Annotated in this window: 19 protein-coding genes; 11 read left to right on the forward strand and 8 right to left on the reverse strand. The window is 72.3% G+C overall.

The window, feature by feature from the left end:
- Positions 1-14: 14 nt before the first annotated feature.
- Positions 15-1,979, forward strand: a complete 1,965-nt coding sequence (locus HYQ63_RS12300) for a hypothetical protein (RefSeq protein WP_373689064.1) — start codon at positions 15-17, stop codon at positions 1,977-1,979.
- On the opposite strand, the gene pulA is transcribed toward HYQ63_RS12300, so the two are convergent.
- From pulA to HYQ63_RS12325, 5 genes are read right to left on the reverse strand one after another with little or no spacing between them, the layout of a single operon-like run.
- Positions 1,976-4,639: a pullulanase-type alpha-1,6-glucosidase gene (gene pulA / locus HYQ63_RS12305; protein ID WP_373689065.1), complete on the reverse strand. Its 2,664-nt coding sequence runs from the start codon at positions 4,637-4,639 to the stop codon at positions 1,976-1,978. The two genes, HYQ63_RS12300 and pulA, sit on opposite strands and share 4 nt — an antisense overlap.
- On the reverse strand, positions 4,636-6,042 hold the full coding sequence (locus HYQ63_RS12310; protein ID WP_179933851.1) for an alpha-amylase family protein: 1,407 nt from the start codon (positions 6,040-6,042) through the stop codon (positions 4,636-4,638). Before HYQ63_RS12310 ends, pulA begins: the two co-directional genes overlap by 4 nt.
- Positions 6,043-6,084: 42 nt before the next feature.
- Positions 6,085-6,915 (reverse strand): sugar ABC transporter permease, encoded by an 831-nt coding sequence (locus HYQ63_RS12315; protein ID WP_179933852.1) that lies wholly within the window; start codon positions 6,913-6,915, stop codon positions 6,085-6,087.
- A 2-nt stretch (positions 6,916-6,917) separates the two neighbouring features.
- A complete protein-coding gene (locus HYQ63_RS12320; RefSeq protein WP_179933853.1) occupies positions 6,918-7,877 on the reverse strand; it encodes a carbohydrate ABC transporter permease in 960 nt (319 codons plus the stop codon).
- Positions 7,878-7,888: 11 nt separating this feature from the next.
- On the reverse strand, positions 7,889-9,166 hold the full coding sequence (locus HYQ63_RS12325; RefSeq protein ID WP_179933854.1) for an extracellular solute-binding protein: 1,278 nt from the start codon (positions 9,164-9,166) through the stop codon (positions 7,889-7,891).
- 269 nt (positions 9,167-9,435) lie between these two features.
- Here HYQ63_RS12325 and HYQ63_RS12330 point away from each other — a divergent pair, with 269 nt between their 5' ends.
- The 6 genes from HYQ63_RS12330 (at position 9,436) to HYQ63_RS12355 (ending at position 15,864) form a co-directional block, all read left to right on the forward strand.
- Positions 9,436-11,097 carry a glycoside hydrolase family 13 protein gene (locus HYQ63_RS12330; protein WP_179933855.1) on the forward strand — a complete coding sequence of 554 codons (1,662 nt, stop codon included), beginning with the start codon at positions 9,436-9,438 and terminating at the stop codon, positions 11,095-11,097.
- A gap of 25 nt (positions 11,098-11,122) precedes the next feature.
- Positions 11,123-12,148, forward strand: a complete 1,026-nt coding sequence (locus HYQ63_RS12335; RefSeq protein WP_179933856.1) for a LacI family DNA-binding transcriptional regulator — start codon at positions 11,123-11,125, stop codon at positions 12,146-12,148.
- Positions 12,149-12,198: 50 nt separating this feature from the next.
- Positions 12,199-13,002, forward strand: a complete 804-nt coding sequence (locus HYQ63_RS12340) for a phosphatase PAP2 family protein (protein WP_179933857.1) — start codon at positions 12,199-12,201, stop codon at positions 13,000-13,002.
- A 165-nt stretch (positions 13,003-13,167) separates the two neighbouring features.
- Positions 13,168-13,968: an HAD family hydrolase gene (locus tag HYQ63_RS12345; RefSeq protein ID WP_179940009.1), complete on the forward strand. Its 801-nt coding sequence runs from the start codon at positions 13,168-13,170 to the stop codon at positions 13,966-13,968.
- A 76-nt stretch (positions 13,969-14,044) separates the two neighbouring features.
- A complete protein-coding gene (locus tag HYQ63_RS12350; RefSeq protein ID WP_179933858.1) occupies positions 14,045-15,208 on the forward strand; it encodes a pyridoxal-phosphate dependent enzyme in 1,164 nt (387 codons plus the stop codon).
- Positions 15,205-15,864 (forward strand): transcriptional regulator, encoded by a 660-nt coding sequence (locus tag HYQ63_RS12355; protein WP_179933859.1) that lies wholly within the window; start codon positions 15,205-15,207, stop codon positions 15,862-15,864. The genes HYQ63_RS12350 and HYQ63_RS12355 overlap by 4 nt, the downstream gene beginning before the upstream one ends.
- Positions 15,865-15,875: 11 nt before the next feature.
- Here the strand turns inward: HYQ63_RS12355 and HYQ63_RS12360 are convergent, their stop codons facing one another.
- The 3 genes from HYQ63_RS12360 to HYQ63_RS12370 form a co-directional block, all read right to left on the reverse strand.
- Positions 15,876-17,441, reverse strand: coding sequence for a hypothetical protein (locus HYQ63_RS12360; protein ID WP_179933860.1), 1,566 nt, complete (start codon positions 17,439-17,441; stop codon positions 15,876-15,878).
- The gene (locus HYQ63_RS12365; protein ID WP_179933861.1) at positions 17,438-19,600 is read right to left on the reverse strand and encodes a hypothetical protein; all 2,163 of its coding nucleotides are present in this window, start codon (positions 19,598-19,600) and stop codon (positions 17,438-17,440) included. Before HYQ63_RS12365 ends, HYQ63_RS12360 begins: the two co-directional genes overlap by 4 nt.
- Positions 19,601-19,664: 64 nt before the next feature.
- On the reverse strand, positions 19,665-20,345 hold the full coding sequence (locus HYQ63_RS12370) for a response regulator (RefSeq protein WP_179933862.1): 681 nt from the start codon (positions 20,343-20,345) through the stop codon (positions 19,665-19,667).
- Positions 20,346-20,531: 186 nt separating this feature from the next.
- Here HYQ63_RS12370 and HYQ63_RS12375 point away from each other — a divergent pair, with 186 nt between their 5' ends.
- The 4 genes from HYQ63_RS12375 (at position 20,532) to HYQ63_RS12390 (ending at position 24,251) form a co-directional block, all read left to right on the forward strand.
- Positions 20,532-21,509: a tripartite tricarboxylate transporter substrate binding protein gene (locus HYQ63_RS12375; RefSeq protein ID WP_179940011.1), complete on the forward strand. Its 978-nt coding sequence runs from the start codon at positions 20,532-20,534 to the stop codon at positions 21,507-21,509.
- Positions 21,506-22,054 (forward strand): tripartite tricarboxylate transporter TctB family protein, encoded by a 549-nt coding sequence (locus HYQ63_RS12380; protein WP_179933863.1) that lies wholly within the window; start codon positions 21,506-21,508, stop codon positions 22,052-22,054. The genes HYQ63_RS12375 and HYQ63_RS12380 overlap by 4 nt, the downstream gene beginning before the upstream one ends.
- A 3-nt stretch (positions 22,055-22,057) precedes the next feature.
- Complete coding sequence (locus tag HYQ63_RS12385; protein ID WP_179933864.1) at positions 22,058-23,551, forward strand: tripartite tricarboxylate transporter permease; 1,494 nt, start codon at positions 22,058-22,060, stop codon at positions 23,549-23,551.
- Between the two features lie 70 nt (positions 23,552-23,621).
- Complete coding sequence (locus HYQ63_RS12390) at positions 23,622-24,251, forward strand: maleylpyruvate isomerase family mycothiol-dependent enzyme (RefSeq protein ID WP_179933865.1); 630 nt, start codon at positions 23,622-23,624, stop codon at positions 24,249-24,251.
- Positions 24,252-24,394 lie beyond the last annotated feature (143 nt).

The following is a 24,394-nucleotide window of genomic DNA, read 5'->3' on the forward strand; positions in this document are numbered from 1 at the left end:
CTCGTTTACGCCACGTGGAGCAGCAGCAGGCGACAGCCACCCCCGACGATGACCCTGCCGACACCGATGCCGACACCGCGGGCCCGATCGACGTCGAGCAGGCCGAGGCCGCCATCGTCGAGCACTATCCGCGGCTGGTGCGGCTCGCGTACCTCATCCTGCCGCCCGGAATGGGCCGCACCCGGCGCGTCCTGGCCGCGCACGCGCTGGCGCAGCGCGCCCTGCCGCGCAACCAGGCCAGGCCCGACACCCAGGAGGTCGAGCTGCCGTGGCAGCGCGGCACCAAGGGGACGGCGGGCGACGCGGGGTACGCCTATGTGCGGCTGCGCGTGCTGCGCTCCGCGCTGCGGGCCGCGCGGCCGCGGCGCCCGTGGATGCTGTCGGCGCCGCTGCCCCTGGTGTGGGGGCTGCGACTGTTCCCCCGGTCCGGCGGGGCCGATGAACTCGCCCTGGACAAGGCGCTGTCCGAGCTGTCGGGCCCCGGCCGGGCCGCGTACGTGCTGCGCGAGCTGGAGCGCCTCGACGACCGCGAGGTACGGGCGCTGCTGAACGCCGCGGGCGTGGCGGACGCGCGGGACGCGCTCGACGAGGCGGACGAGGTGCCGGAGCCCGCGGGCAGCCGGGACGACGGTTCGCTGCTGGAGTCGGCCGAGTTCGACCCGTGTTCGCTCCAGGCGCGCCCCACCGATCTGATGCGCCGCCGCCAGCATCTGCGGGCGCTGCTGGTGGCCGTGGTGGCGCTGGTGGTGTGCGGGTCGCTGCTGGGGATGCCGGGCGAGGGCTGGGGGCGCGGCGGTGCGGCGGCGCCGTCGTACGCCCGTAACCCGTCCTCCGAACGGGCCCTGGACCCCGAGCGGTTGACGCGTGCCGAGCCCTACGCGTGGCGCACCGCGACCCGCGCCGACTTCTCGTCCTGGCCCGCCCGCGGCGACCGGCTCGGCGACACCGCGCTGCTGCGCCGCGCGCTGGCGGTCTGGGCGCGGCCGGGGCGTTCGGTGCGGGTGTCGGCGACGGCGGGTACGCAGTCGGGGCCGCCGTCCGGGCCGCCGCAGCTGCTGTACGCGGGCGTGGTGGACCAGGCGGCGGTGGTACTGCTGTACGACGGGCTGCGGATCGCCCGGTACGCGGAGGGCAGTGAGGGCGGCACGGTGGCGCTGGACCTCGCCCGCCTCGACGCGGCGGACGCGGCCGCCTCGACCGCGCTGGTGCTGGGCCGCACCGACGGCAACGTCCGCTATCTGACCGCCCCCTGGGTGCGCCGGGCCTCCGTACGGGACCTCCTGCGGCCCGCCGGGCGGCCGCGCCCGGTGCGGCTGACCACCGACGGGGTGACCGACCCGGTGCGCACCGTGCCGCGGCTGCGCCCGTGCCGGGGCTGGCCCGCGGTGCAGTTCGGCTCGCGGCTGGTGGCGGACCTGGGCGAACTGGCCCCGGCCCGGCTGACGTACGGCGGCCCCGGGGCCACGTCGCGCGGCGGACCGCGCGATGTGGCGGGCCGGGATGCCCTGCTGAGCTGGGAGCGGACGGCCTGCCGGCTGCCGCTGATGACGGGGCGCGGGGTGCGGTCGGTGAACATCTGGCGGTTCGGGGTCCAGCGGCTGCCCGAGCGGGGCGGCCGGGCGGCGTGGCTGTGCACCCGGGCCGAGACCTGGCGGGGCAGGGGCAGCCGGGTGCTGGCCCAGTTCCAGCCGTGGACCACGCGCCGGGGCGCGGCGGGCGCGGTCGCCGCCACGGCGGACGGCTCCCCCGTGTGCGGGCCGCGCGCACCGCGCGTCCTGGCGGGCGTGCTGTGGAAGGCGCGGTCCGGCCGCTGGTTCCTGCTGGCCGCGGGCAGCCGCCAGGTCACCGGGATCGTGGCGAGCGGCGGCGTCCGGGGCCGCTCCCACGGCCGCGCCCTGACCCTCCGCGCCAAGCCCGGCGCCCACGCCACCCTCAAGGGCCGCCTGACGAACGGTACCCGGCTGGACGCCCTGCGTTAGCGTCCGGCTGCCGCGGCTTCGGCCGCGTAGACGGCGACCGTGCGGCCGGGCACGGTGAAGGTGCCGGTCGCGCGGTCGTACGTGGACGTCTTCACCGTTGCGTCGGAACCGTGCGCCTGGATCGGGTGGAGGACGTACGGGGCCCCGGTCAGGGCGGGGACGGCTTGCGACTGCCGGGACGGGGTGGCGTTGAAGACCACGACGAGCCGATCGAGCCGCATGGTGATGACACCCGGTGTCTCCCCGGTCCCGGACAGCGGGAAGGACAGCGCGTCCTGCACCCCTTCCGCCGTGGCCTGGCTGAACGCCTTCTCGGTCGTGCGGATCCGCAGCAGATCCCGGTAGGCCCCCGAGGCGCCCGTGATCTCGGGGCAGCCGGGGCGCGCCGCGGGGTTGGTCAACAGGGGTGTGGCATAGGGCCACGTGGACTGGTTGTCCGCCGCCGGGGGCAGCCCCCGCCCGAAGCCGTTGCCGGACGCGCAATCCCAATGGACGGCGTTGAACCAGTCGCCGCTGTCGTAGGAGTTGCGGTCCAGCGACTTGGAGCGCAGCAGCTCGGTGCCGGCCTGGCTGAGTGCCGGGCCCTGGGAGAGGGTGGCGGTGGCCAGGGCCAGGACCTGCGCCCGGGCCCGGTCGGCGGCCGGGGTGGTGGCGGGCAGCTTGTAGGCGAGCGCGTCGTAGAGGGTCTCGTTGTCGTGGGCGTCGGCGTAGGCGAGCGCGTCGCCGGGGGCGGCGGCGTAGCCGGCCGGGGAGCCGTTGTAGTCGACCTCGGAGCCCTTGACCCGGCGTCCGCCGGTGTCGGTGAAGGTGTAGTCGGCGAGGTTGCCGGAGAGCCCGACCTTGATCAGGTCCTGGGCGTGCAGCAGCCGGGCCCGCTGCTCGTCCCGACCGCCGTTGGCCGGCGAGTCGTTGGGGTCGGTGAACAGGCCCGAGGCAAAGCCCTGGACGCGGGGGTCCTCGTCGAACGGCCCGCCGCCGCGCACCGCGTCCCGCGCCCGGTCGCTGAAGGTGGAGATGCCGGTGCCGGCCATGTGGCGCTGGGTGGCCTGGACGAAGCGGGCGTCGTCGGCCGCCTCGCCGAAGTTCCAGCCCTCGCCGTAGAGGATGATCGACGTGCCGTCCACCCCGTCCTTGGCGGGGGTCAGCGCGTCGAGGGCCTTGCGTACGGCCAGGATGTTGGCCTTGGGGTGGTGGCCCATGAGGTCGAAGCGGAAACCGTCGACCTTGTACTGCTTGGCCCAGGTGACGATGGAGTCCACCACGAGCTTGCCCATCATCGCGTGCTCGGGCGCGGTGCCGGGGCAGCAGGTGGAGGTGGCCACGCTGCCGTCGTCCAGCAGCCGCTGATAGTAGCCGGGCACGATCCGGTCGAGGACCGACTTGCCATCCTGACCGGCGGCCACGGTGTGGTTGTAGACCACGTCCATCACGGTGCGCAGCCCGGCCCGTGCCAGGCCCTGCACCATGTGCCGGAACTCGCGGATGCGCGCAGGGCCGTCCGGCTCGCTCGCGTAAGACCCCTCCGGCACGGTGTGGTGCAGCGGGTCGTAGCCCCAGTTGTAGCCGTCCCTGTCGGCCGTCTCGGCCACGCACTTCTGCTGCTGGTCGGAGTCGGCGGGCAGGGCGGCCAGATCGCAGCCGGGCCGGGCCTGGTCGGACCGCCGCTCCGGGACGGTGCCGAAGTCGAAGGCGGGCAGGAGATGGACGTACGAGGTGCCCGACCGGGCCAGCCGCCGCAGGTGCCGCATCCCGTCCGAGTCCTGGTCGGTGAAGGCGAGGTACTGGCCGGGGTGGGCGCTGGTGCGGTCCGCGATGGAGAAGTCGCGGATGTGCAGCTCCTGGATGCGGGCGTCGCGCGGCGGGACGGCCTCGGGCTTCTTCAGCGCCGCCCAGCCGGCAGGTGCGAGCCGGGGATCGGCCAGGTCGGTGACCAGGCTGCGGGCGGAGTCGGCGGTCAGGGCCGTCGCGTAGGGGTCGGTGACCTCGTTGGTGACGGTTCTCCCGACGCTCGGCGCCCAGACCCGGACCCGGTAGCGATAGGGCTTGTCCCGCCAGTCGGAGGCGCCGGTCACGCTCCACACCCCGCTGCGGGCGTCCCGCCGCATGGCGACGGTGCGCCCGTCCAGGTCGAGCGAGACGCTCCGGGCGGTCGGCGCCCACACGGACAGGGTGGGACGGCCCCCGTGGAAGACCGGGCCGAGCCGGGCCCGGCGCGCCCGGTCGGCGTAGAGGTCGTCCAGGACGCCGGGGATCTGCACCCCGGTGCGGTGCAGTACGTGGCCGTCGGCGGCGCGCTGCACGGCGGCGAGGGGCCCGCGCAGCGCCGTGGCGACCTTGCCGCGGTCGCGCGGGTCGAGGGAAAAGGCCGGGCGGTCGGCCAGGTGGGGGTAGGCCGCCTTCTGGGCGTCGGTCAGGGAGGCCGGGGTCAGCCGCAGGGTGCCGCCGTCCGAGGAGCTCAGCTCCTCGGCGGTCGCGGCGGTGTGCTCGACCTTCCAGACGACGGTGGCGCGGTCGATCCACTGCGCCTCGGCGGTGGCGGGGGCCCGCGCCTCGGCGGCGGGCACCGCGGCCCGGGCGGTCCCCGACACGGAGGGCAGGGCCGCCGCGCCCAACGCCAGGGTGGCGAGCGCGGCGGCCACGCGAAGAAGGGTCACCCTCACGACTCCTTGGCCGATCCACAGTCACGCGCGCCCACGTGCAGCGCCACCGCCGTGTTCGCGCCCAGCGTGGCGGTGAACCGGCCCGAGGAGTCGACCGTGACGGACGTGCCGCTCTGTACGTCGCAGTAGCCGCCCGCCGGGAGCGAGGTCTGGAAGGTCCGGGTCAGGGAGCCGCTTTCGTGGTTGATGGCCACGTACGCCTTGTCGCCGCGTCCGAAGGCGATGGCGTTGTTGCCGTTGTCCCACCAGTTGGTCACCGACGTGCCCCGGGCCGTGGTGCGGAGGGCGACCATGCTCATGATCTCGGGCCACTTGTGCTGGCACTTCCAGCCGTCCTGGTAGCAGGCGCCGACCGTGCCGCCACCTGGCGGACCGGCGTCGTTGTCACTGAACTCGTAGCCGGAGTGGACGTCCGGGGAGCCATAGGGCCAGGCCAGCATGAAGACGTTGGCCAGGGTGTAGGAGGCACCGTCTCGGTAGCTGAGGGTGGAGCCGTTGCGCTCGGTGTCCCAGTTGTCGACGAAGACACCGGACTGGCCGCTCGCCATATAGCCCCAGCCCTCGCCGAAGTTCTTCAGATACGCCAGCTTCTCGTTCTGGAAGACCCGCTTGAGGTCACGGCCGTAGCGGAACTCCTGCACATCGCCGTTGCGCAGGTACTCCGTCGGGGAGACCGCCTCGCCCTCGCCGTAGATGACCTCCTGTTTCCAGTAGACGCCGGGGTCGCTCAACTGGCCCTTGATGGCGGCCAGGTCGTCCGCCGGGATGTGCTTGGCAGCGTCGATGCGGAAGCCGTCCACTCCGAGCGAGAGCAGGTCGTTGAGGTACTGCGCGAGCCGGGTGCGGACGTACGGCTCACCGGTGTCCAGGTCCGCGAGACCCACCAGCTCGCAGTGCTGCACGTTCCAGCGGTCCTGGTAGTTGCTGATCTGCGAGGTGCAGTCGTCCATGTCCTGGGACTGGTAGATCCCGGGGTAGGTGTACTTGGTGTACGAGGAGCCGCCGGTACCGGATCCGGATCCGGCGGACATGTGGTTGATGACGGCGTCGGCGACGACCTTGACGCCCGCGGCGTGACAGGTGTCGATCATGTTCTTGAAGGCGGTGCGGTCACCGAGCCGCCCGGCGATCTTGTAGCTGACGGGCTGGTAGGACGTCCACCACTGGCCGCCCTGGATGTGCTCGGTGGCCGGGGACACCTCCACATAGCCGTATCCGGCGGGGCCCAGGGTGCTGGTGCACTCCTTGGCGACGGAGGCGTACGTCCACTCGAAGAGTTCGGCGGTGACGTCCTTGGTTCCGGGCGGTGTCGCCTGTGCGGTCCGCGGGGACGCGGCGACGAGCGCCGTCGCGCCCGCCGCGAGGGCGAGCACGGTGGCGAGAGACGTACGGGTGCCGGTCATCGTTCCTCCGTGGGGGGAGTCTCGTACCGTGGTGGGGTCTCGTTATGACTTGGTCGCTCCGGCCGTCAGCCCCGTCACCAGATGGCGCTGCACCCAGGCGAACACCAGCGCCGCCGGGGTGGCGATCATGACTGCGGCGGCGGTCATCGCGCCCCAGTCGGAGGTGTACTGGTTGACGAAGGTCTGGAGGCCCGCGGCGAGCGTCAGGTTCTCCTCGCCCGTCATGAAGGCGGACGCGTAGGCGACTTCGGCCCATGCGGTGATGAAGGTGTAGAAGGCGGTGACCGCGATGCCCGGCTTGGCGAGCGGGACGACCAGCCGCCAGAAGGCGCCGAAGGGGGTCAGCCCGTCGACCCGCCCCGACTCGTCGATCTCGGCCGGGATGGTGTCGAAGTAGCCCTTCATCATCCAGGCGCAGAACGGCACGGCCACCGTCAGATAGGTGACGATGAGCGAGATCGGCTGGTTGAGCCAGCCGAGCGTCGACATGATGGTGTAGAGCGGCACGATGAGGACGGCCACCGGAAACATCTGGGTGATCAGCAGCAGCCACATCAGCGGCCGCATGCCGGGGAAGCGGAAGCGGCTGACGGCGTAGCCGGTGGTGGCCGCGACGAACACGCCCAGCACGGTGGTGACGCCGACGATCAGCAGCGAGTTGCCGAACCAGGTCAGGAACTCCGTGTCGCCCAGGACATGGGTGTAGTTCCGCAGCGTCGGGTCCTTGATCACCTCGGTGCTGAACGCCTCACCCTTGGGCTTGAACGAGGTCACCAGCAGCCACAGCGGCGGGAAGACCGCGATGGCCGAGGCGAGGATCAGGGTCGTGTGCAGCCCGATCGAGGCGAGCGGGCCGCGTCGCCGGTCGCGCATGGTCACCACACCTCTCCCTGTTTGCGCAGCGCCCGGCGGTAGACCACCGCGAAGAGCAGGAGGATGAGCAGGATGAGGACGCCCCAGGCGGAGGCGCCCGCGTAGTCGCGCGGGCTGTTGACGAACGAGAGCCGGTACGCGTACGTCACCAGGATCTCCGTGGCGTCACCGGGCCCGCCCCGGGTGAGCAGGTAGATCACCGGGAACATGTTGAAGGTCCAGATGGTGGAGAGCAGGACCACGGTGGCGGAGACCGGCCGCAGCCCGGGCAGGGTGATGTGGCGGAACCGCTGCCACGGGTTCGCGCCGTCCATCTCGGCGGCCTCGTACCGCTCGCCGGGGATGGACTGGAGCCCGCCGAGCAGGGCGACCAGCATGAACGGCACCCCGAGCCAGACGTTGACCGCGATCACCGAGATCTTGGCGAGGGTGGGGTCGTTCAGCCAGGGCACGGCGTCGATGCCGCCGCCGTCGAGCAGCTTGTTGAGGATGCCGTTCTTCTCGTTGTAGAGCAGCCGCCAGGCGAAGACGGAGACGAAGGCGGGCACCGCCCAGGGCAGGATCAGCAGCGAGCGGTAGACGGCGCGCCCGGCGAAGCGGCGGTTCAGCAGCACGGCGAGGCCGAGGCCGAGCGCGAAGGTGACGGTGACGCAGGCGACGGTCCAGGTCACGGTCCACAGGAGCCGGTCCAGGAAGACCTGGTCCTTCAGGATCGCGGTGAGGTTGTCGAGTCCGGTGAAGCGGTAGGTGGCGGGGATGTGGTTGATCCCGATGGTGCGCTCGACGTTGCTCTCGTCGGCGTCGGTGAGGGAGAGGTAGACGCCGCGGCCCAGCGGATAGCCGATGATCAGTGCGATCACGATCACGACGGGCGCGACCATGGCCCAGGCGTACCAGTGGCGGGCCAGCGCGGTGCGGATGCGGCCGGGCGGTTTCGCCGTGCGGCCGATGTCGACAGCCATCGTCACCGGCCCTACTTCCAGTCGCCCTTGAGGAGCTTCCGGTATTCGTCCCCGACCGCCCCGGCGGCCTCCTTCGGCGACGCCTTGCCGGTGAGCACCTTCGGGTACTGGACCAGGATCGCCTGGAAGAGGCTGTTGCCCTCGGGGATCCACGGGCGCTCGACGGCCTTGTCGACGGCGGCCTTGAAGAACTTCACGTTGGGGTTGGCCGCGACCGTCTCGTTCCGGTAGACGGAGGTGCGGGTGGGCAGCAGGCTCAGCTTCTCGGTGGTCTTCGCCTGCACCTCGGCCGAGCTCATGTAGCGGGCGAAGGCGTAGGAGGCGTCGAGGTTCTTCGAGCCCGCGTAGACGGTGAGGTTGTGGCCGCCCTGCGGGGCGCCCTGGCCGCCGCTGCCCGCCGGGACGGGGACCACGCCGAGGTTGGACGGGTCCTTGAACGCCTTTCCGGCGAGGGTGTCCTCGATCGCCCACGGCCCGTTGACGGTCATCGCCACGTCGCCGTTCTTGATGGCGTGCTGCATGGTGTCCCAGCCGTCGGTGGCGTCGGTCTCCGCCGCGCCGGAGACGACCAGGTCGCGGGCGGCGGCGAACGCCTTGACGCCGGGCGCGTCGTCGACGGTGACCTTCTTCGCGCCGGTGTCGAGCAGATCGCCGCCCTCGCCGTAGAGGAAGGGCAGGTACCAGTAGGCGTCGTCGCCGCGCAGATAGAGCCCGGTCTTGCCGGTCTTCTGCTTGATCTTCTTCGCGGCGGCCTTCAGCCCGGCCCAGCTGGTGGGCGGCGCCACCCCGGCCTCCTTCAGCATCTTCTTGTTGTAGAAGAGGCCGAGGGTGTCGATGACCTGCGGTACGCCGTACGTCGCGCCCTTGAACTTCGTCCCGGCGGCCGCCTTGGGCAGATAGTCGGACTGGCCGGCGAGGGCCTTGGTGCCGTCCAGCTTGGCGAGGTAGCCGATGTTGGCGAGGTCCTGGGTCCAGGCCACCTCGGCGCGCAGCACGTCGGGCGCGCCGGAGCCGCCGGAACCGGCGGCGTTCTTGAACTTGGCCAGCGCCTCGCCGAACGGGACGTTGACGTAGTTCACCTTCACGTCCGGGTACTTCTTCTGAAAGCCGCGGGCGAGCTGCTCGTACGTGCCCTTCTCGGCCTCGTTCGAGGTGTCCCAGTAGGTCACGGTGCCGGAGATCCTGCCGTCGGATCCCTTTCCGCCGCCGTCGCCGTCGCCACCGCCGCATGCGGTCCCCGTGAGCGCGATGACCGCGACGAGCGCGGTGGCCGCAATGCCATGTCGCATCTGAACCCCTCCCCGAGCCGACCGGCGGCGCCATGGCGGCCGCCGGATTGCGCAGGAACGTAACAGCGCCACGGAGCCCCGGAAAGACCCCCGGAAAAAACTTGCGGTAGCTTTCTGCAAGCGGACCGGATCGTTACTCCCGCGTGTCCCTGCGGTAGCCGCCCAGGCGCTTGACAGGGCGCCATACGGCCCCGTAGTGCGCCTTTTGGGCGCCACCCACCCCTGCAAGCTCTTCCGCAAGACATTGCAGAGCTGTTACGTTCACCGGCATGACCCAGGAGCTCACGACCTCCCTCCAGGCCGAGCCGGCCCGATCCCCCGAGGGGACCGCCTGGTGGCGGGACGCCGTCATCTACCAGGTGTACGTCCGGTCCTTCGCCGACAGCGACGGCGACGGCATCGGGGATCTGCGCGGCGCGCGCGAGCGGCTGCCGCACCTGGCCCGGCTCGGGGTGGACGCCGTCTGGCTGACGCCGTTCTACGCCTCGCCGCAGGCCGACGGGGGCTACGACGTGGCGGACTACCGCGCCGTCGATCCGCTCTTCGGCACCCTCCAGGACGCCGACGACCTGGTGCGCACCGCCCATGAGCTGGGGCTGCGGGTGATCGTCGACGTCGTCCCGAACCACACCTCGGACCGCCATCCGTGGTTTCTCGACGCGCTCGCGGACCGGCCTCGGGGGGCGGCCCGCGAGCGGTACCACTTCCGTCCCGGCCGGGGCGCGGACGGCGAACTGCCGCCGAACGACTGGGAGTCCGTCTTCGGCGGCCCGGCCTGGACCCGTACCACCGGCCCGGACGGCACCCCGGGCGAGTGGTATCTCCACCTGTTCGCGCCCGAGCAGCCCGACCTCAACTGGGACTGTCCGGAGGTCCGCGAGGAGTTCGACTCCGTACTGCGCTTCTGGCTGGACCTGGGCGTGGACGGCTTCCGTATCGACGTCGCACACGGCATGGTCAAGGCCCCCGGGCTGCCCGACATCGGCCGCACCGAACAGGCCAAGCTGATCGGCTCGCAGGTGCTGCCGTTCTTCGACCAGGACGGGGTGCACGAGATCCACCGCGGCTGGCGGCGGCTGCTGGACTCCTACCCGGGGATGCGGATCGGCGTCGCCGAGGCCTGGGCGCCCAGCGCCGAGCGGCTCGCCCTGTACGTACGCCCGGACGAGCTGCACCAGGCGTTCAACTTCCAGTTCCTCAAGTGCCCGTGGGACGCGGCCGCGATGCGCGAGGTGATCGACGAGTCGCTGGCCGCCACCGCCTCGGTCGGCGCCCCCACCACCTGGGTGCTCTCCAACCACGACGTCGTCCGGCACACCACCCGGTACGCCGACGACGGGCCCGGGCAGGGTCTGCGGCGGGCCCGGGCCGCGGCCCTGCTCACCCTGGCGCTGCCGGGTTCGGCGTATCTGTACCAGGGCGAGGAGCTGGGCCTTCCCGAGGTCGTCGACCTGCCGGACGAGGCCCGCCAGGACCCGGCGTTCTTCCGTACCTCCGCCGACGGGCAGGACGGCCAGGACGGTCAGGAGGGCCGGCGCGACGGCTGCCGGGTGCCGCTCCCCTGGTCGCGTTCGGGCCCGTCGTACGGCTTCGGGCCGGGCGGCAGCTGGCTGCCCCAGCCCGACGGCTGGGCGGACGCCTCCGTGGAGGCGCAGACCGGCGACCCGGAATCCACCCTGGAGCTGTACCGCGCCGCGCTCGCGCTGCGCCGGGAGCTGCCGGGCCTGGGCGACGGGCCGATGAGCTGGCTGGGGGCCCCGGCGGGGGTGCTCGCGCTGTCGCGCCCGGGCCTCGTCTGCACGCTCAACACCCTCGGGGAGGAGGTCCGGCTGCCGCGGCCGGGGCGTGCGCTGCTGTCCTCCGCGCCGCTGGCGTACGACGCCGGTACGGTGCGCATTCCCGCCGAATCCTGCGTGTGGTGGGCAATCTGACATGCGACCGGTAAGGTCCCACTCCATGACCGCACGGCTTGCCGACATCGCAGCCCAGGCGGGGGTCAGCGAAGCCACCGTCAGCCGCGTCCTCAACGGCAGGCCGGGGGTGGCGTCGGCCACCCGCGAGTCCGTCCTCGCCGCCCTGGACGTCCTCGGCTACGAGCGGCCGGTGCGGCTGCGGCAGCGCAGCGCGGGGCTGGTGGGACTGATCACGCCCGAGCTGGAGAACCCAATATTTCCCGCGCTCGCCCAGGTGATCGGGCAAGCGCTGACCCGGCAGGGCTACACCCCGGTGCTGGCCACCCAGACCCCCGGCGGCTCGACCGAGGACGAGCTGACCGAGATGCTGGTGGACCGCGGCGTGGCCGGGATCATCTTCGTCTCCGGGCTGCACGCGGACACCTCGGCCGATATGCAGCGCTATGACCAGCTGCGCGGCCAGGGCGTGCCGTTCGTGCTGGTGGACGGCTTCTCGCCGAAGGTGCGGGCGCCGTTCATCTCCCCCGACGACCGGGCGGCGATGCTGCTGGCCGTCACGCATCTGGTCTCCCTCGGACACACCCGGATCGGGCTCGCGCTCGGGCCCAAGCGGTTCGTGCCCGTGCTGCGGAAGATCGAGGGCTTCCAGCACGCGATGCGGGACCGGCTGGGGGTGGCGCCCGAGGAGTCCGAGGAACTGATCCAGCATTCGCTGTACACCCTGGAGGGTGGTCAGGCCGCGGCGGGCGCGCTGATCGACCGGGGCTGTACGGCGGTGGTGTGCGCGAGCGACATGATGGCGCTGGGCGCCATACGCGCGGCCCGGCGGCGGGAGCTGCGGGTCCCTCAGGACGTCTCGGTGGTCGGCTTCGACGACTCCCCGCTGATCGCCTTCACCGACCCGCCGCTGACCACCATCCGCAAACCGGTTCAGTCGATGGGGCAGGCGGCGGTGCGGGCGCTGCTGGAGGAGATCGGCGGCACCCCGGCGCCGCCCAGCGAGTTCGTCTTCCTGCCCGAACTGGTGGTCCGCGGGTCCACCGCCTCGGCGCACGGCGCCCGTCCGTAACGGGACATAAGCCCACCCCGTATCGGACATCTCTGGCAGACTGTTGCCCTATGGGTGAAGCGACTTCTCGGACCGCGATGGACCGGCTGCGGACGCCGCGGCGGCCCCGGCTCTGGTTCGAGATCGTCCTGATCGCGGTCAGCTACTGGACGTACTCCTTAATCCGCAACGCCGTTCCGGAGCAGCGCGCCGAGGCGCTGCGCAACGCGGGCTGGATCTGGGACTGGGAGCACCGGCTCGGGATGGCCTTCGAACGGGGCGTCAACCATGCGATCGACTCGATCAACTGGCTCATCGTCGGCATGAACTACTACTACGCCACGCTGCACTTCATCGTGACGCTCAGCGTGCTGGTGTGGCTCTACCACTGGCACCCGGGCCGCTACGCCGCCATCCGGCTGGCCCTCTTCGCGACCACCGGCGTGGCCCTGCTCGGCTACTACCTCTTCCCGCTGGCCCCGCCCCGGCTCATGCACGGCGGGCACTTCATCGACACGGTCGTGGTGCACCACACCTGGGGCTCGATGGCCTCGGGGAACCTGGCCAACATGTCCAACCAGTACGCGGCGATGCCCTCGATGCACATCGGCTGGTCGCTGTGGTGCGGCCTCACCATCGCCACCCTGGCCCGCCCGGTGTGGGTGCGGGTACTGGGCCTGCTGTACCCGACGGCGACGCTGCTGGTGATCGTCGCGACGGCGAACCACTTCTGGATGGACGCGGTCGGCGGCATCATCTGCCTGTCCTTCGGCTTCGGGCTGTCGTACGCCTGGTACGGGGCGCTGCCGTACCGGCTGCCGAAGCAGGTGACCGGGCTGCGGCGGGCGCCCGAGGGCGAGCTGCGCCCGGCCTGACGCCTTTCGGTGCCTGCCTGCACGGTTTGATCGGCCCCGGCCGACCCGCCATTCTGATGCACCGTGTACATCCCCGAAGCCACATCTGCCACTCCCGCCACTTCGGCCACTCCTGCCCCCGGAGCCTTACTCCCCCGCCCCCGGGCCGCCGGTCCGCCCTTCCGGCTGGTGGCCACCGACCTCGACGGCACCCTGCTGCGCGGCGATCTGACGGTCTCGCCGCGCACCCGTGCCGCGCTGGCCGCAGCGGGCCGCGCCGGGGCGCGGCATCTGGTCGTCACCGGCCGCCCGGCCGCGTCCTGCCGGGAGTTCCTGGTGGCGATCGGCTACCGGGGGCTCGCGGTGTGCGGGCAGGGCGCGCAGCTGTACGACGCGACCGCGGACCGGCTGCTGGTCTCGGCCGCGCTCGACCGCGACCTGGCCCGGTCGGTGGTGGCGCGCACCGAGGAGGCGCTGGCCGCGGGCCCGCTGGAGCTGGCCGTGGTGACCGCCGCGCCGGAGAACCGCTTCGTGGTCACGGCCGGGTTCGCCGACGGGCGGCGGCCGGGCTGGGACGCGATGGTGGACCGGGAGGCGCTGTGGGCGCAGCCGATCGAGAAGGTGCTGATGCGCCACCGGGCGGTGGCCGACGACCGGGTCGCGGCGGCCGCGGCACGGGCGGGTGCGGGCGAGGTGTCGGTGACGCACTCGGAGAAGGGCATGATCGAGGTGCTGCCCGCGGGGATCACCAAGGCGGTGGGGCTGGAGCTGGCCGCGGAGCGGATGGGGTTCACCCCCGCGGACACGATCGCCTTCGGCGACATGCCGAACGACATCCCGCTACTGGGCTGGGCGGGGTACGGGGTCGCGATGGGCAACGCGCATCCGGACCTGATCGCGCTGGCCGACGAGGTGGCGCCGCGCAACGACGAGGACGGGGTGGCGGTGGTGGTGGAACGGCTGTTCGCGCACGTCGCGCCCGCTTGAGCGCGCCTTGAGCCCGGCTTGTTCCCGACGTGAGTCGCCTACCGGGACCTTGACGGTGGTTATACAACTACACAGAATGTCCAAGGTGCGAGCTGAACCACATTACGTCGACGAGCGCTCCGGCGCCTCGTATCCGATCGACGAGCCGCGCTGGTGCGGCGACGACGGCGCGCCGCTCACCGTCTCCGCACTGCCCGGCATCACCCCCGCGCAGGTGGACACCGGGGCCCGGTCGCTGTGGCGCTACCGAGCGGCCCTCCCGGTGCGCATCGACGCCCCGGTGTCCTTGGGTGAAGGATGCACGCCGCTGGTCGAGAAGGACTGGGGCGAGGGTCGGGTGCGCTTCAAGCTGGAGTGGTTCAGCCCGACCGGCAGCTTCAAGGACCGCGGCACCAGCGTGATGATCTCCCTGCTGGCGCAGCGCGGCGTCCGCGAGGTCATCGAGGACAGCTCCGGCAACGGTGGCGCCTCCGTCGCCGCGTACTGCGCCGCCGCCGGGATCCGGGCCCGGATCCTCGCCCCGGAGTCGACGTCCCCGGCCAAGGTCCTCCAGAGCCGGGCGTACGGCGCCGACGTCCGGCTGGTGCCCGGCGACCGGGACGCCACCGCCGCCGAGGCGCTGCGCCAGTCGGCCACCACGTACTACGCGAGCCACAACTGGCACCCCTTCTTCCTCCAGGGGACCAAGACCCTCGCGTACGAGCTGTGGGAGGACCTCGGCTTCACCGCCCCCGACGCCGTGGTGACGGTGGCCGGTGCCGGGTCCACCGTGCTCGGCTGCGACCTCGGCTTCGGCGAGCTGCTCGCCGCGGGCCAGATCGCCCGGCGGCCACGGCTGCTGGTCGCCCAGCCCGCCAACTGCGCCCCCATCCACGCCGCGTTCCACGGCGAGACGGCCGCCCCCGCCTTCTCCCCCACCGTCGCCGAGGGCACGGCCATCCGCGAACCCGTCCGGCTGCCGGAGGTGGTGAGCGCGATCCGCCGCTCGGACGGCGACATGGCCGCCGTCCCCGAGGACGCCATCGTCGCCGCGGTCCGCAGGCTGGCCGCGATGGGGCTGTACGCCGAGCCGACCAGCGCGACCGCGGCCGCGGCGATCGACGTCTTCCGGGCCCGCGGCGCGATCCGCCCCGGGGAGACCACCGTCGTCCTGCTGACCGGCTCGGGGCTGAAGGCGGCGACGGCGATGGGCGCCCTGTTCGGCCCGGAGTCCACCCCGGAGGGCGGTGAGCCGCGATGACGGAAACGGCCGACGAGGAGCCCCGCGGCAGCGCCGAGGACGAACTGCTGCTGCGCGAGGCCGAGAAGATCGTCACCGCCATCGGCCGGATGTTCCCCGGCCTGTGCGAGGTGGTGCTGCACGATCTGCGCCGCCCCGACCAGGCCATCCGGGCCATCGAATCCAATCTCTCCGGCCGGTCGGTCGGCGACCCGGCCACCGAACTCGGCCTCGCCCGCATCGAGGACCCCGGCTTCCCCGGCATCGTCCAGAACTACGCCAACCGCTTCCCCGACGGCCGCCCGGCGAAGAGCACCTCCATCGGCATCAAGAACAGCGCGGGCACCTACGTCGCCGCCATCTGCCTCAACCTGGACGTCTCCCTCTTCGCCAGCGTCGCCCGCAGCCTCAACAACCTGGTCCGCACCGACGATCAGGAACAGCCCCTCATCGAGAGTCTGAGGGCCCGTACCGTCACCGAGCTGCGCACCGTCGTCGAGGAGTTCGCCGCGGCCCGCGGCCACACCCCGCGCGGCCTGGGCTCCGCCGCCAAGAAGGAACTCGTCCGCTCCCTCCAGACCCGTGGCTTCCTCCAGGTCAAGCACTCGGTGCAGGTCGTCACCGAACTCCTCGGCGTCTCCCGCGCCACGGTCTACAACTATCTGCGCGCGCCGTAAAGCCCCTCGGCTCAGTCCGGTGCGGCCGTGCACTGTTCGGCGGGCGGGTCGCCGTCCGGCCAGGCGAGCTTCCCGAACTCGATGTGCCGGCCCTTCCTGGGCGACAGCCGCACGATGGCCACCGCCTTGTCGTACGGCGTGCCATAGCCGTTGAGGCAGATCCAGCCGCTCGCCCCGCGCACCATCTGGTCCCCGTGCAGCCGCGGCCACGCCGCCGCGATGGAGTCCAGGTCCGGCACCTGCCCCTTGGTGGTGGTGCGGTTGCGGATGCCCGCGATGGCCGTCGTCGCGGAGTCGTAGGTGGTGATCGTCCGGCCGTCGGCGAGCCCGGTCGGGCCGATGTCGCCGACCGCGGACGCCTTGTCCCCACCGCCGACGAGCTTGCTGAGGGCCCGGAAGTCGGCGGCCGAACCGCCCGTCGCGGGCGGGTTGCCGGTGGTCCAGGCGCTCTCGTGGGTGATGGTCGCGTACTCGACGGTCAGCCCGTCGCCGTAGGAGAAGGCGTCCCAGTCCATCGTGGGGTCGTACGCCAGCGTCGACGCGCCCGAGACCGTGACCACGCGGTAGTGCTGGTCCGCGCACCCGCGTTTGCCCAGGGCCCTGATCAACTGGGCGAGCGCGGGCGGGCGGCCGGAGAAGTAGACCGTGGTGGCCCGGGAGTCACAGAGGTTGTTGACCATCTGGACGAAGTCGTTCGGGATGGCCTTCGACGAGTCGTACTGCTCGGAATAGGGAGTTCCCCGCGTCTCCGCACGGAAGGCGGCGCGCAGCGACCTCGCGTAGAGGTCGTCCGCGTGGGTGTCCTCCACCAGGAAGGTGTCCCGCGGCTTCACCTTCAGATGGTGGGTGAGCGCCCGCGCCTGGTCGCGGTTGGACGGCACGACCTTCGCCAGGCCCGGGTATCTCCGGGGATTCTCACGGTCGTTGCCCAGATCGTCCGCGGTGATCGGCCCGCCGACCACCGCGATGCCCTTCTCCCTGGTCAGATAGGCGATGGTCTGCTCGGTGCGGGTGACGCTGAGGTTGAACCCGAAGACCGCGCGCAGCCGGTCCTTCCCCGACTGCGCCATCCCGGCGAGCTGGTCCGACACCTCCTTCCAACGGGTCATGTCACGGCCGGGGTTGGCGAGTACCAGCCGGATCGCCGGTTCGTCGCCGCTCTCGTGGTTCGCCCGGTACTGGGCCAGATAGGCGCCCTGGACCTCCCGTACCACCTGGGCCCGCTCCGCCACGTCGTCCTCTCTGAACGTCATGGGGATCATCAGCGCGATGGTGGCGTACGCCTTGCCGCTCTTGGTGACCTTCGTGTTCTCGGCCTTGATCCGGTCCGACACCGGGCCCAGTTCGGCCATGAAGGAGTAGCCGCCGTCGGTGACGCCCGTGCACTCGTCGTCGTCCGCGCGCTTGTCGACCCCGGCGCCGCACGAGCGGTCGGGCGTCAGCGTGACGACGCCCACCGCCACGAGACCGCCCACGACCAGCCCCACCAGGGCCCAGTTCAGGACCCGGCGGATCGGCGGAAGGGCGGAGTGCCAGTTCCGGATGGCTCTGAGGGGACGGGTCAGGGCATGAGTCATCGGCTACTTCCCTTGACTGGAAGATCAGGGGCCTGCACCCCGCTGACCAGGGCGTCGATCCAGCCGCCGTCCGCGATGGCGTCGACGTACGCGTTGTACGCCCGCTCGCGGCGCGGGCTGTTGCCGTACTCGGTGCACAGCGCCTCCAGCGCGGTCCGCACCTGCACCAAGTCGGTGTCCCGGTGGCCCGACGGCACCGCCGACAGCGGCGCGGACAGCCGCCATACGAGGGCCAGCAGCCGCCGGATCGCGGCGTGGACGCGCCGATCGGCACCGGACTCGCAGGACGCGCAGACGGGCACGTCATCCGTGGGCGTCGTCTCGTCCGGCGGATCCTCGGGGGCGAAACCGGCCCATGCCGGGGGCGCGGCCGCGATGAGGTTGAGATCGCTCAGCCACTCGGCGGGGGCGCGGTGCAGATACCGGTGGTGCATCGCCCGCACCACCAGGGTGTCGATGCGGCCCTGGGCGAGCGCGTGGTGCAGATAGCGCGGATCGTGCCGGTCCGAGTCGCGGGACCGCACGTCGCCGTCGTTGTAGCGGGCGGCCGCCACGGCGTGCAGGCTGGTCCAGGACGCCTCGTCGGCCCCGGTTCTCAAGCCGTGCAGCAGGAGCGCGCGCAGCGCCCGGTCGGTGATCAGCGGCGGCTTCCCGGGGTGCGGCACCGGCCAGGGCCGGTGGTCCCAGTGCGGCCGCTCCAGGGTGGCGTCCCGCAGCCGTCTGACGCGCAGATCGGGGCTGAGGCCGGGCAGCGCCGCCCGGTCGGCCCGCAGCAGCCGCGCCGCGGCCTCCGCGTCCAGCGCGGGCGCGATCCGCAGCACCTCCTCCCGTACGCCCCCGTCGGGCAGCAGCCGCGCCACCAGCCGGGCGCCCACGGGTTCGGCCGTGCCGGGCGACGGGAGCGACAGCAGCTGATCGAGGGCGAAGGGGCCGGACTCGCGCAGCCGTGCCGTCGCCGCCCCGGCGAGCGCCAGGGCGTCGCCCGTGCGCCCGCCGCTCAGCCGGGCGATCACAGTGGGCAGCGACGGCGGGTACGTGACGGCGTCGTCGAGCATCGTACGGATCTCCGCCTCGCCGACCCGGGGGATGCCGAGCCGCAGCAGCCACGCCTCCGGCGGGCACCGGTCCGGTTTCGTCCACGGGGGCGCGTCGGTGGTGAGGGCGTGGGCGGCGGAGCCGTCCCCGAGCGAGGTGGCGAAGACGACGGGGAGCATGATGCGCCCGCGCCCGCGCCACTCCCGGCTGTCCCGCGCGTAGCGCGCGACGAACGGATCGAGGAAGCGCTCGCGCAGCGCCTCGTCCACGTTGTCCAGCAGGATCAGCGACGGATGCTGGGTCCGGCGCTTCAAGAAGCCGTACGCGCCGTCGATGTCCGCCAGCAGGGCGGCGATCAGATCGGCCTCCACCTCGGCCCGGTCCGCTCCCCCTCTGCGGAACTTCCGGACCAGCGCGAACAACCGCTGCGTGGTGTCACCGTCGATACGGTCCAGATGGGAGTGCCACCACGACGAGCCGTGCCGGCCGTCGTCGCCCCGGGCGAGGAGGGTGTCGGTGGCCGCGCTCAGCACCTCCTGGAGCCCCGGCACCCCGGGCAGCAGCCCCGCCACGACCCCGCCCAGCGCGTTCAGCCACCGCCCGATGACCACCTTGCGCGCCTGCGCGTCGGGGTTCCGCTGGGCGAGGAGCTCCCCCAACTCCTCCTCTGCCGCCACCAGATCGGGCGGCTGCACCTCGTCGCGGTCCCGGGCCTCGGGACGCCAGGCGCTGATCACCAGCAGCGCGGGCGAGAGCCGTGGGAAGGTCAGCGTGTGCCTGGTGCCGTCGCGCTCGTAGCCGAGCTGGTGGGAGACGGTGAAGAGCAGATTGGTCACCGGCGACGCGTGCGCGGTGTCCAGCCGGTCGCGGTCGCCCTGGTCGTCGGCCGAGTACGGGGCGTCCGCCAGATCCACCCGGGCCGTGGGCACGGCTGCGTGGTAACCGTCGTACAGGGCGTCCAGCAGCGCCGTCTTGCCGGTGGCCCGGCCGCCGACGACCTCCACCACGGGCTCGCCCGCCGGGAACCGCCGCTTCTCCCACGGTCCGCCGCCCGGCGGCATCCCGAGCAGCGCCGGAGCCAGCGTGTCCATGACGCGATCGAGGTTGTACAGGCCGCTCCCCATCGTGCCCCCCGTGGCTCGCCCTTCCCCCGCTATACCCGGCGAACGCGCCCCCCATGTACGGACATCAGGCGATCCAGCGGTAGCGGTGCTCGGGGCGGCCCGTGCCGCCGTAGCGCAGGGTGACCTCGGCCTGGCCCGTATCGGCGAAGTACTCCAGGTAGCGGCGCGCGCTCACCCGCGAAAAGGCGCCCGCCTCGGCGCATTCCGCGGCGGACAACCCGTCGGCGTGGGCCCGCAGGGTCCGCTCGACGAGGTCGGCGGTGTGCGGGGCCAGCCCCTTCGGCAGCTCGCGGGAGGCGCGCGGGCGCCCGCCGAAGATCTGGTCCACGTCCTCCTGGCGCGCCTCGCCGAGCGCGTCGAGGCGGGCGCGCAGGGCCGCCGCGTGCCGCAACTGGTCCTGAAGCGCGGCCCGGTCGAACGGCTTGATGAGGTAGTGCAGCGCCCCCGCGCGCAGCGCCTCGCGCACCACGTGCGCGTCCTTGGCGGCGGTCACGAACAGGGCGTCCACATGATGGCCGCCGTCCTCCGCCTTCGCGCGCAACTCGCGCAGCACGCTGATGCCGTCCATGTCCGGCAGATAGATGTCGAGGAGCACCAGGTCGGGACGGAGGTCCTCGGCGGCGCGCAGCGCCTCGGCCCCGGTGTGCGCGACCCCGGCGACCGTGAAGCCCTCCGTGGCGGCCACGAAGCGGCTGTGCAGCTTGGCCACCATGAAGTCGTCCTCGACGACCAGCACTGTCGTCACCCGCCGGCCCCTTTCCCGCGAACAGGCCCGCGATCACGCCGCGAACTCAACGACCACAACGTCCTTTACTACCGGAAGCGAGACAGCCCGGTAACCCATAGGCAACATGTGGCCCACCTCACAGGCAAGCCCGAAAGGTGGTGTCACCAGGTGCGACAGCGTCCGAGCCTGCCGCTGCGTCCTGCCCTGCGTACCCCGCTCGCCGTGCTCTCGGCGGCCCTGCTCGTCCTCCTCGCGCCGCCACTGCTCAGCTCCGGGGACGGCTCCGCGGGCGGCACCCACATTCCGGGCCTGCGCTTCATGGTGCCCAACACTCCCGGCGGCGGCTACGACATCACCGCCCGTACGGCCGCCAAGAGCGCCGAGGACGCCGACCTCGCCAACAACATCGAGGTCTTCAACCTCCCCGGCGCCGGCGGCACGGTCGGGCTGAGCCAGCTGGTGGCCGAGCGCGGCAACGGCAAGCTCGCGATGTCGATGGGGCTGGGTGTCGTCGGCGCCGTCCACACCAACCACGCGCCCTCCTCACTCGCCGACACCACCCCCATAGCCCGGCTCACCGAGGAGCCGGACATCGTGGTCGTCGCCAAGAACTCCAAGTACCGGACCTTCGACCAACTCCTCGCGGACTGGCGCAAGAAGCCGCACGCCCTCCCGGTGGGCGGCGGCTCCTCGCCCGGCGGACCGGACCACATGGCCCCCATGCTCATGGCCAAGGCCGCCGGGATCGCCCCGAAGACCGTCAACTACATCGCGTACGACGGGGGCGGCGAGCTGCTGGCCTCCGTCCTCGGCGGCAAGGTCGCCTTCGGCGTCTCCGGCATCGGCGAATACCTCGACCAGATCAAGTCCGGCGATCTGCGGGTGCTCGCCGTCACCAGCGCCGAGCGGCCGAAGGGGCTCGACGCGCCGACGCTCAAGGAGTCCGGGCTGGACGTGACGTTCACCAACTGGCGCGGCATCGTCGCCCCGCCCGGCCTGAGCGACAGCGAACGCGACAAGCTCACCGGCCTGATCGCCAAGCTGCACGCCTCCCAGGAGTGGAAGGACGCCGTCAAGCGCAACCAGTGGACCGACGCCTACCTGACGGGCAAGGACTTCGGGCGCTTCCTGGACGCGCAGGACAAGCGCGTGGACACCGTGCTGAAGGAGCTGGGCCTGTGACTCCCGCCCCCGACCCCACGTCCGCCGCCGCGCCCACGCCGCCCTCCGGCCTCGCGGAACGCCTGCGCGGCCGCTCCGAACTCGGCGTCTGCGCGCTGCTGCTGGTCCTCGGCGTCCTCGTCCTCACCGACGCCCTCACCATGGACGCGAGCTTCGCGCAGCGCGGTCCGGTCGGTCCCAAGACCGTGCCCGTCGTCGTCGGCGCCGGGCTCCTCCTGGTCGCCGTCCTCCTCGCCGTCGACGTCCTGCGCGGCGGCCGCGGCGAGGCCGAGGGCGGCGAGGACATCGACCTGAGCGCGCCCGGCGACTGGCGCACCGTGCTCCTCCTCGCCGGGGTCTTCCTCGGCAACGCCGTCCTCATCCAGCCCCTCGGCTTCCCGATCTCCGGCGCGCTGCTCTTCTGGGGCTCCGCGTACGCGCTCGGCAGCCGCTCCTTCTCGCGTGACCCGATCGTCGCGGCCGTCCTGTCCGTGGTCACGTTCTTCGTCTTCGACCGGCTGCTCTCGGTTCCGCTGCCCGGCGGGCCGCTCATGGGGGTGCTCTGACCGATGGATTCCCTGAACTCCCTCCTCGACGGCTTCGGCACCGCCCTCTCCCCCATCAACCTGCTGTGGGCGGCCGTCGGCGTGCTGCTCGGCACCGCGATCGGCGTCCTGCCCGGCATCGGCCCGGCCATGGCGGTCGCGCTGCTGCTGCCCGTCACGTACGGGCTGGACCCCACGGCCGCGTTCATCATGTTCGCCGGCATCTACTACGGCGGCATGTTCGGCGGCTCCACCACGTCCATCCTGCTCAACACCCCGGGCGAGACGGCGGCCGTGGTCGCCGCCATGGAAGGCCACCCCATGGCCAAGTCCGGGCGCGGCGCGCAGGCCCTCGCCGCGGCCGCCATCGGGCACTTCGCGGGCGGCATGATCGGCACGGTCCTGCTGGTCTTCCTCGCCCCGACCGTCGCCGACCTCGCCGTCGACATCGGCGCCCCCGACTACTTCGCCATCATGGTGCTGGCGTTCGTCGCCGTGACCTCCGTCCTCGGCAGCTCCCGCATCCGCGGCTTCGCCTCCCTCCTCATCGGCCTCACCCTCGGCCTCGTCGGCCTGGACCGGCTCACCGGACAGCAGCGGCTCACCTTCGGTTCGCTCCAGCTCGCCGACGGCATCGATGTCGTGATCGTCGCCGTCGGGCTCTTCGCCATCGGCGAGGCGCTGTGGGTGGCGCTGCACCTGCGTACCCGCCCCGACCAGCCCATCCCCGTCGGCCGCCCCTGGCTCGGCAAGGCCGAACTGCGCCGCACCTGGCGCCCCTGGCTGCGCGGCCCCGCGATCGGTTTCCCCTTCGGCGCCATCCCCGCGGGCGGCGCCGAGATCCCCACCTTCCTCTCCTACGTGACGGAGAAGCGGCTCTCCAAGCACCGCGACGAGTTCGGCAAGGGCGCCATCGAGGGCGTCGCGGGCCCCGAGTCGGCGGCCTCCGCGTCCGCCGCGGGCACGCTCGTCTCCATGCTCACGCTCGGCCTGCCCACCACCGCCGTCGCCGCGGTGATGCTCGCCGCGTTCCAGCAGTACGGCATCCAGCCCGGCCCGCTGCTCTTCGAGCGCGAACCGGACCTCGTCTGGGGGCTGATCGCCTCGCTCTTCATCGCCATGGGCCTGCTGATCGTCCTCAACCTGCCGCTGGCCCCGGTCTGGGCCAAACTGCTGAAGATTCCCCGCCCCTACCTGTACGCGGGCATCCTCTTCTTCGCGGCGGTCGGCGCGTACGCGGTCGGCGGCGAGCCGCTGGACCTGGTCATCCTGCTCATCATCGGCCTGCTGGGCCTGCTCATGCGCCGCTACGGCCTCCCCGTGCTGCCCGCCGTCATCGGCGTCATCCTCGGCCCCGGCGCGGAACTCCAGCTGCGGCGCGCGCTCCAGATCAGCGACGGCAGCCTCACGGGCCTGGTCAACACGCCCTTCGCCGTGACCGTGTACGCGGTGATCCTGCTGATCGTGGCCTGGCCGTGGGTCCGGAAACTGCTCCCGCGCGCGAAGACCCAGCCATAACCACCCCTTCTGACATCCAGAACAACCAGCTGTTGGACCTATGACCGCACACCCCGGCACCCTGGAACACATGGAGACAACGGGGAACATCAAGGACGCGATCGCGGCCGAACGCCGCGAGCTGGCCGACCTGTTGGACGACCTGACCCCCGCACAGTGGGACACCCCCTCGCTGTGCGCGGGGTGGCGGGTGCGGGAGGTCGCGGCCCATATGTCACAGGGGTTCCGCTACCCGCTGCCCCGGACCCTGCTCGAACTCCTCAAGGCACGCGGCGGCCTGCACCGCATGACCGACCGCCTCGCCCGCAAGGACGCGGCCACCGCCTCCACGGCCCAACTCGCCGCGTACCTCCGCGAGAACGCCCACCACCCCTGGAAGCCCCCGGTCGGCGGCCTCACGGCGGCGCTGGGCCACGACGTGATCCACGGCCTGGACATCACGGTCGCGCTGGGCCTGGACCGCCGGGTCCCCGAGGACCGCGTACGCGCCCTCCTGGCCACGGTCGACGCCCGGACCCTGAAGTTCTTCGGCGCCGACCTCACCGGCGTCCAGCTCCGCGCCGACGACCTCGACTGGTCCTACGGCACCGGCACCCCCCTGACCGGCACCGCCCAGGACCTGCTCCTGGTCGCCTACGGCCGCAGGCTCCCCCCGGGCCGCCTGCACGGCGAACCGGGCGCGCGGTTCGTCACCGCCTGACGGGCACCTCGACGAGGCGCTGCGCCGAGCCTGGCGATCTGCACGCGGCCGGTGTCCTCACCTCCGCCGGGTTCGAGCAGGGACCGAGGCGCCCCACTCCCCCGGGACCTGCCGCTTCGCGGTCCCCGTCGCTTAGGCTCGGC

The sequence above is a fragment of the Streptomyces sp. Rer75 genome, from assembly GCF_013414305.1.
Classification (GTDB): domain Bacteria; phylum Actinomycetota; class Actinomycetes; order Streptomycetales; family Streptomycetaceae; genus Streptomyces; species Streptomyces himastatinicus.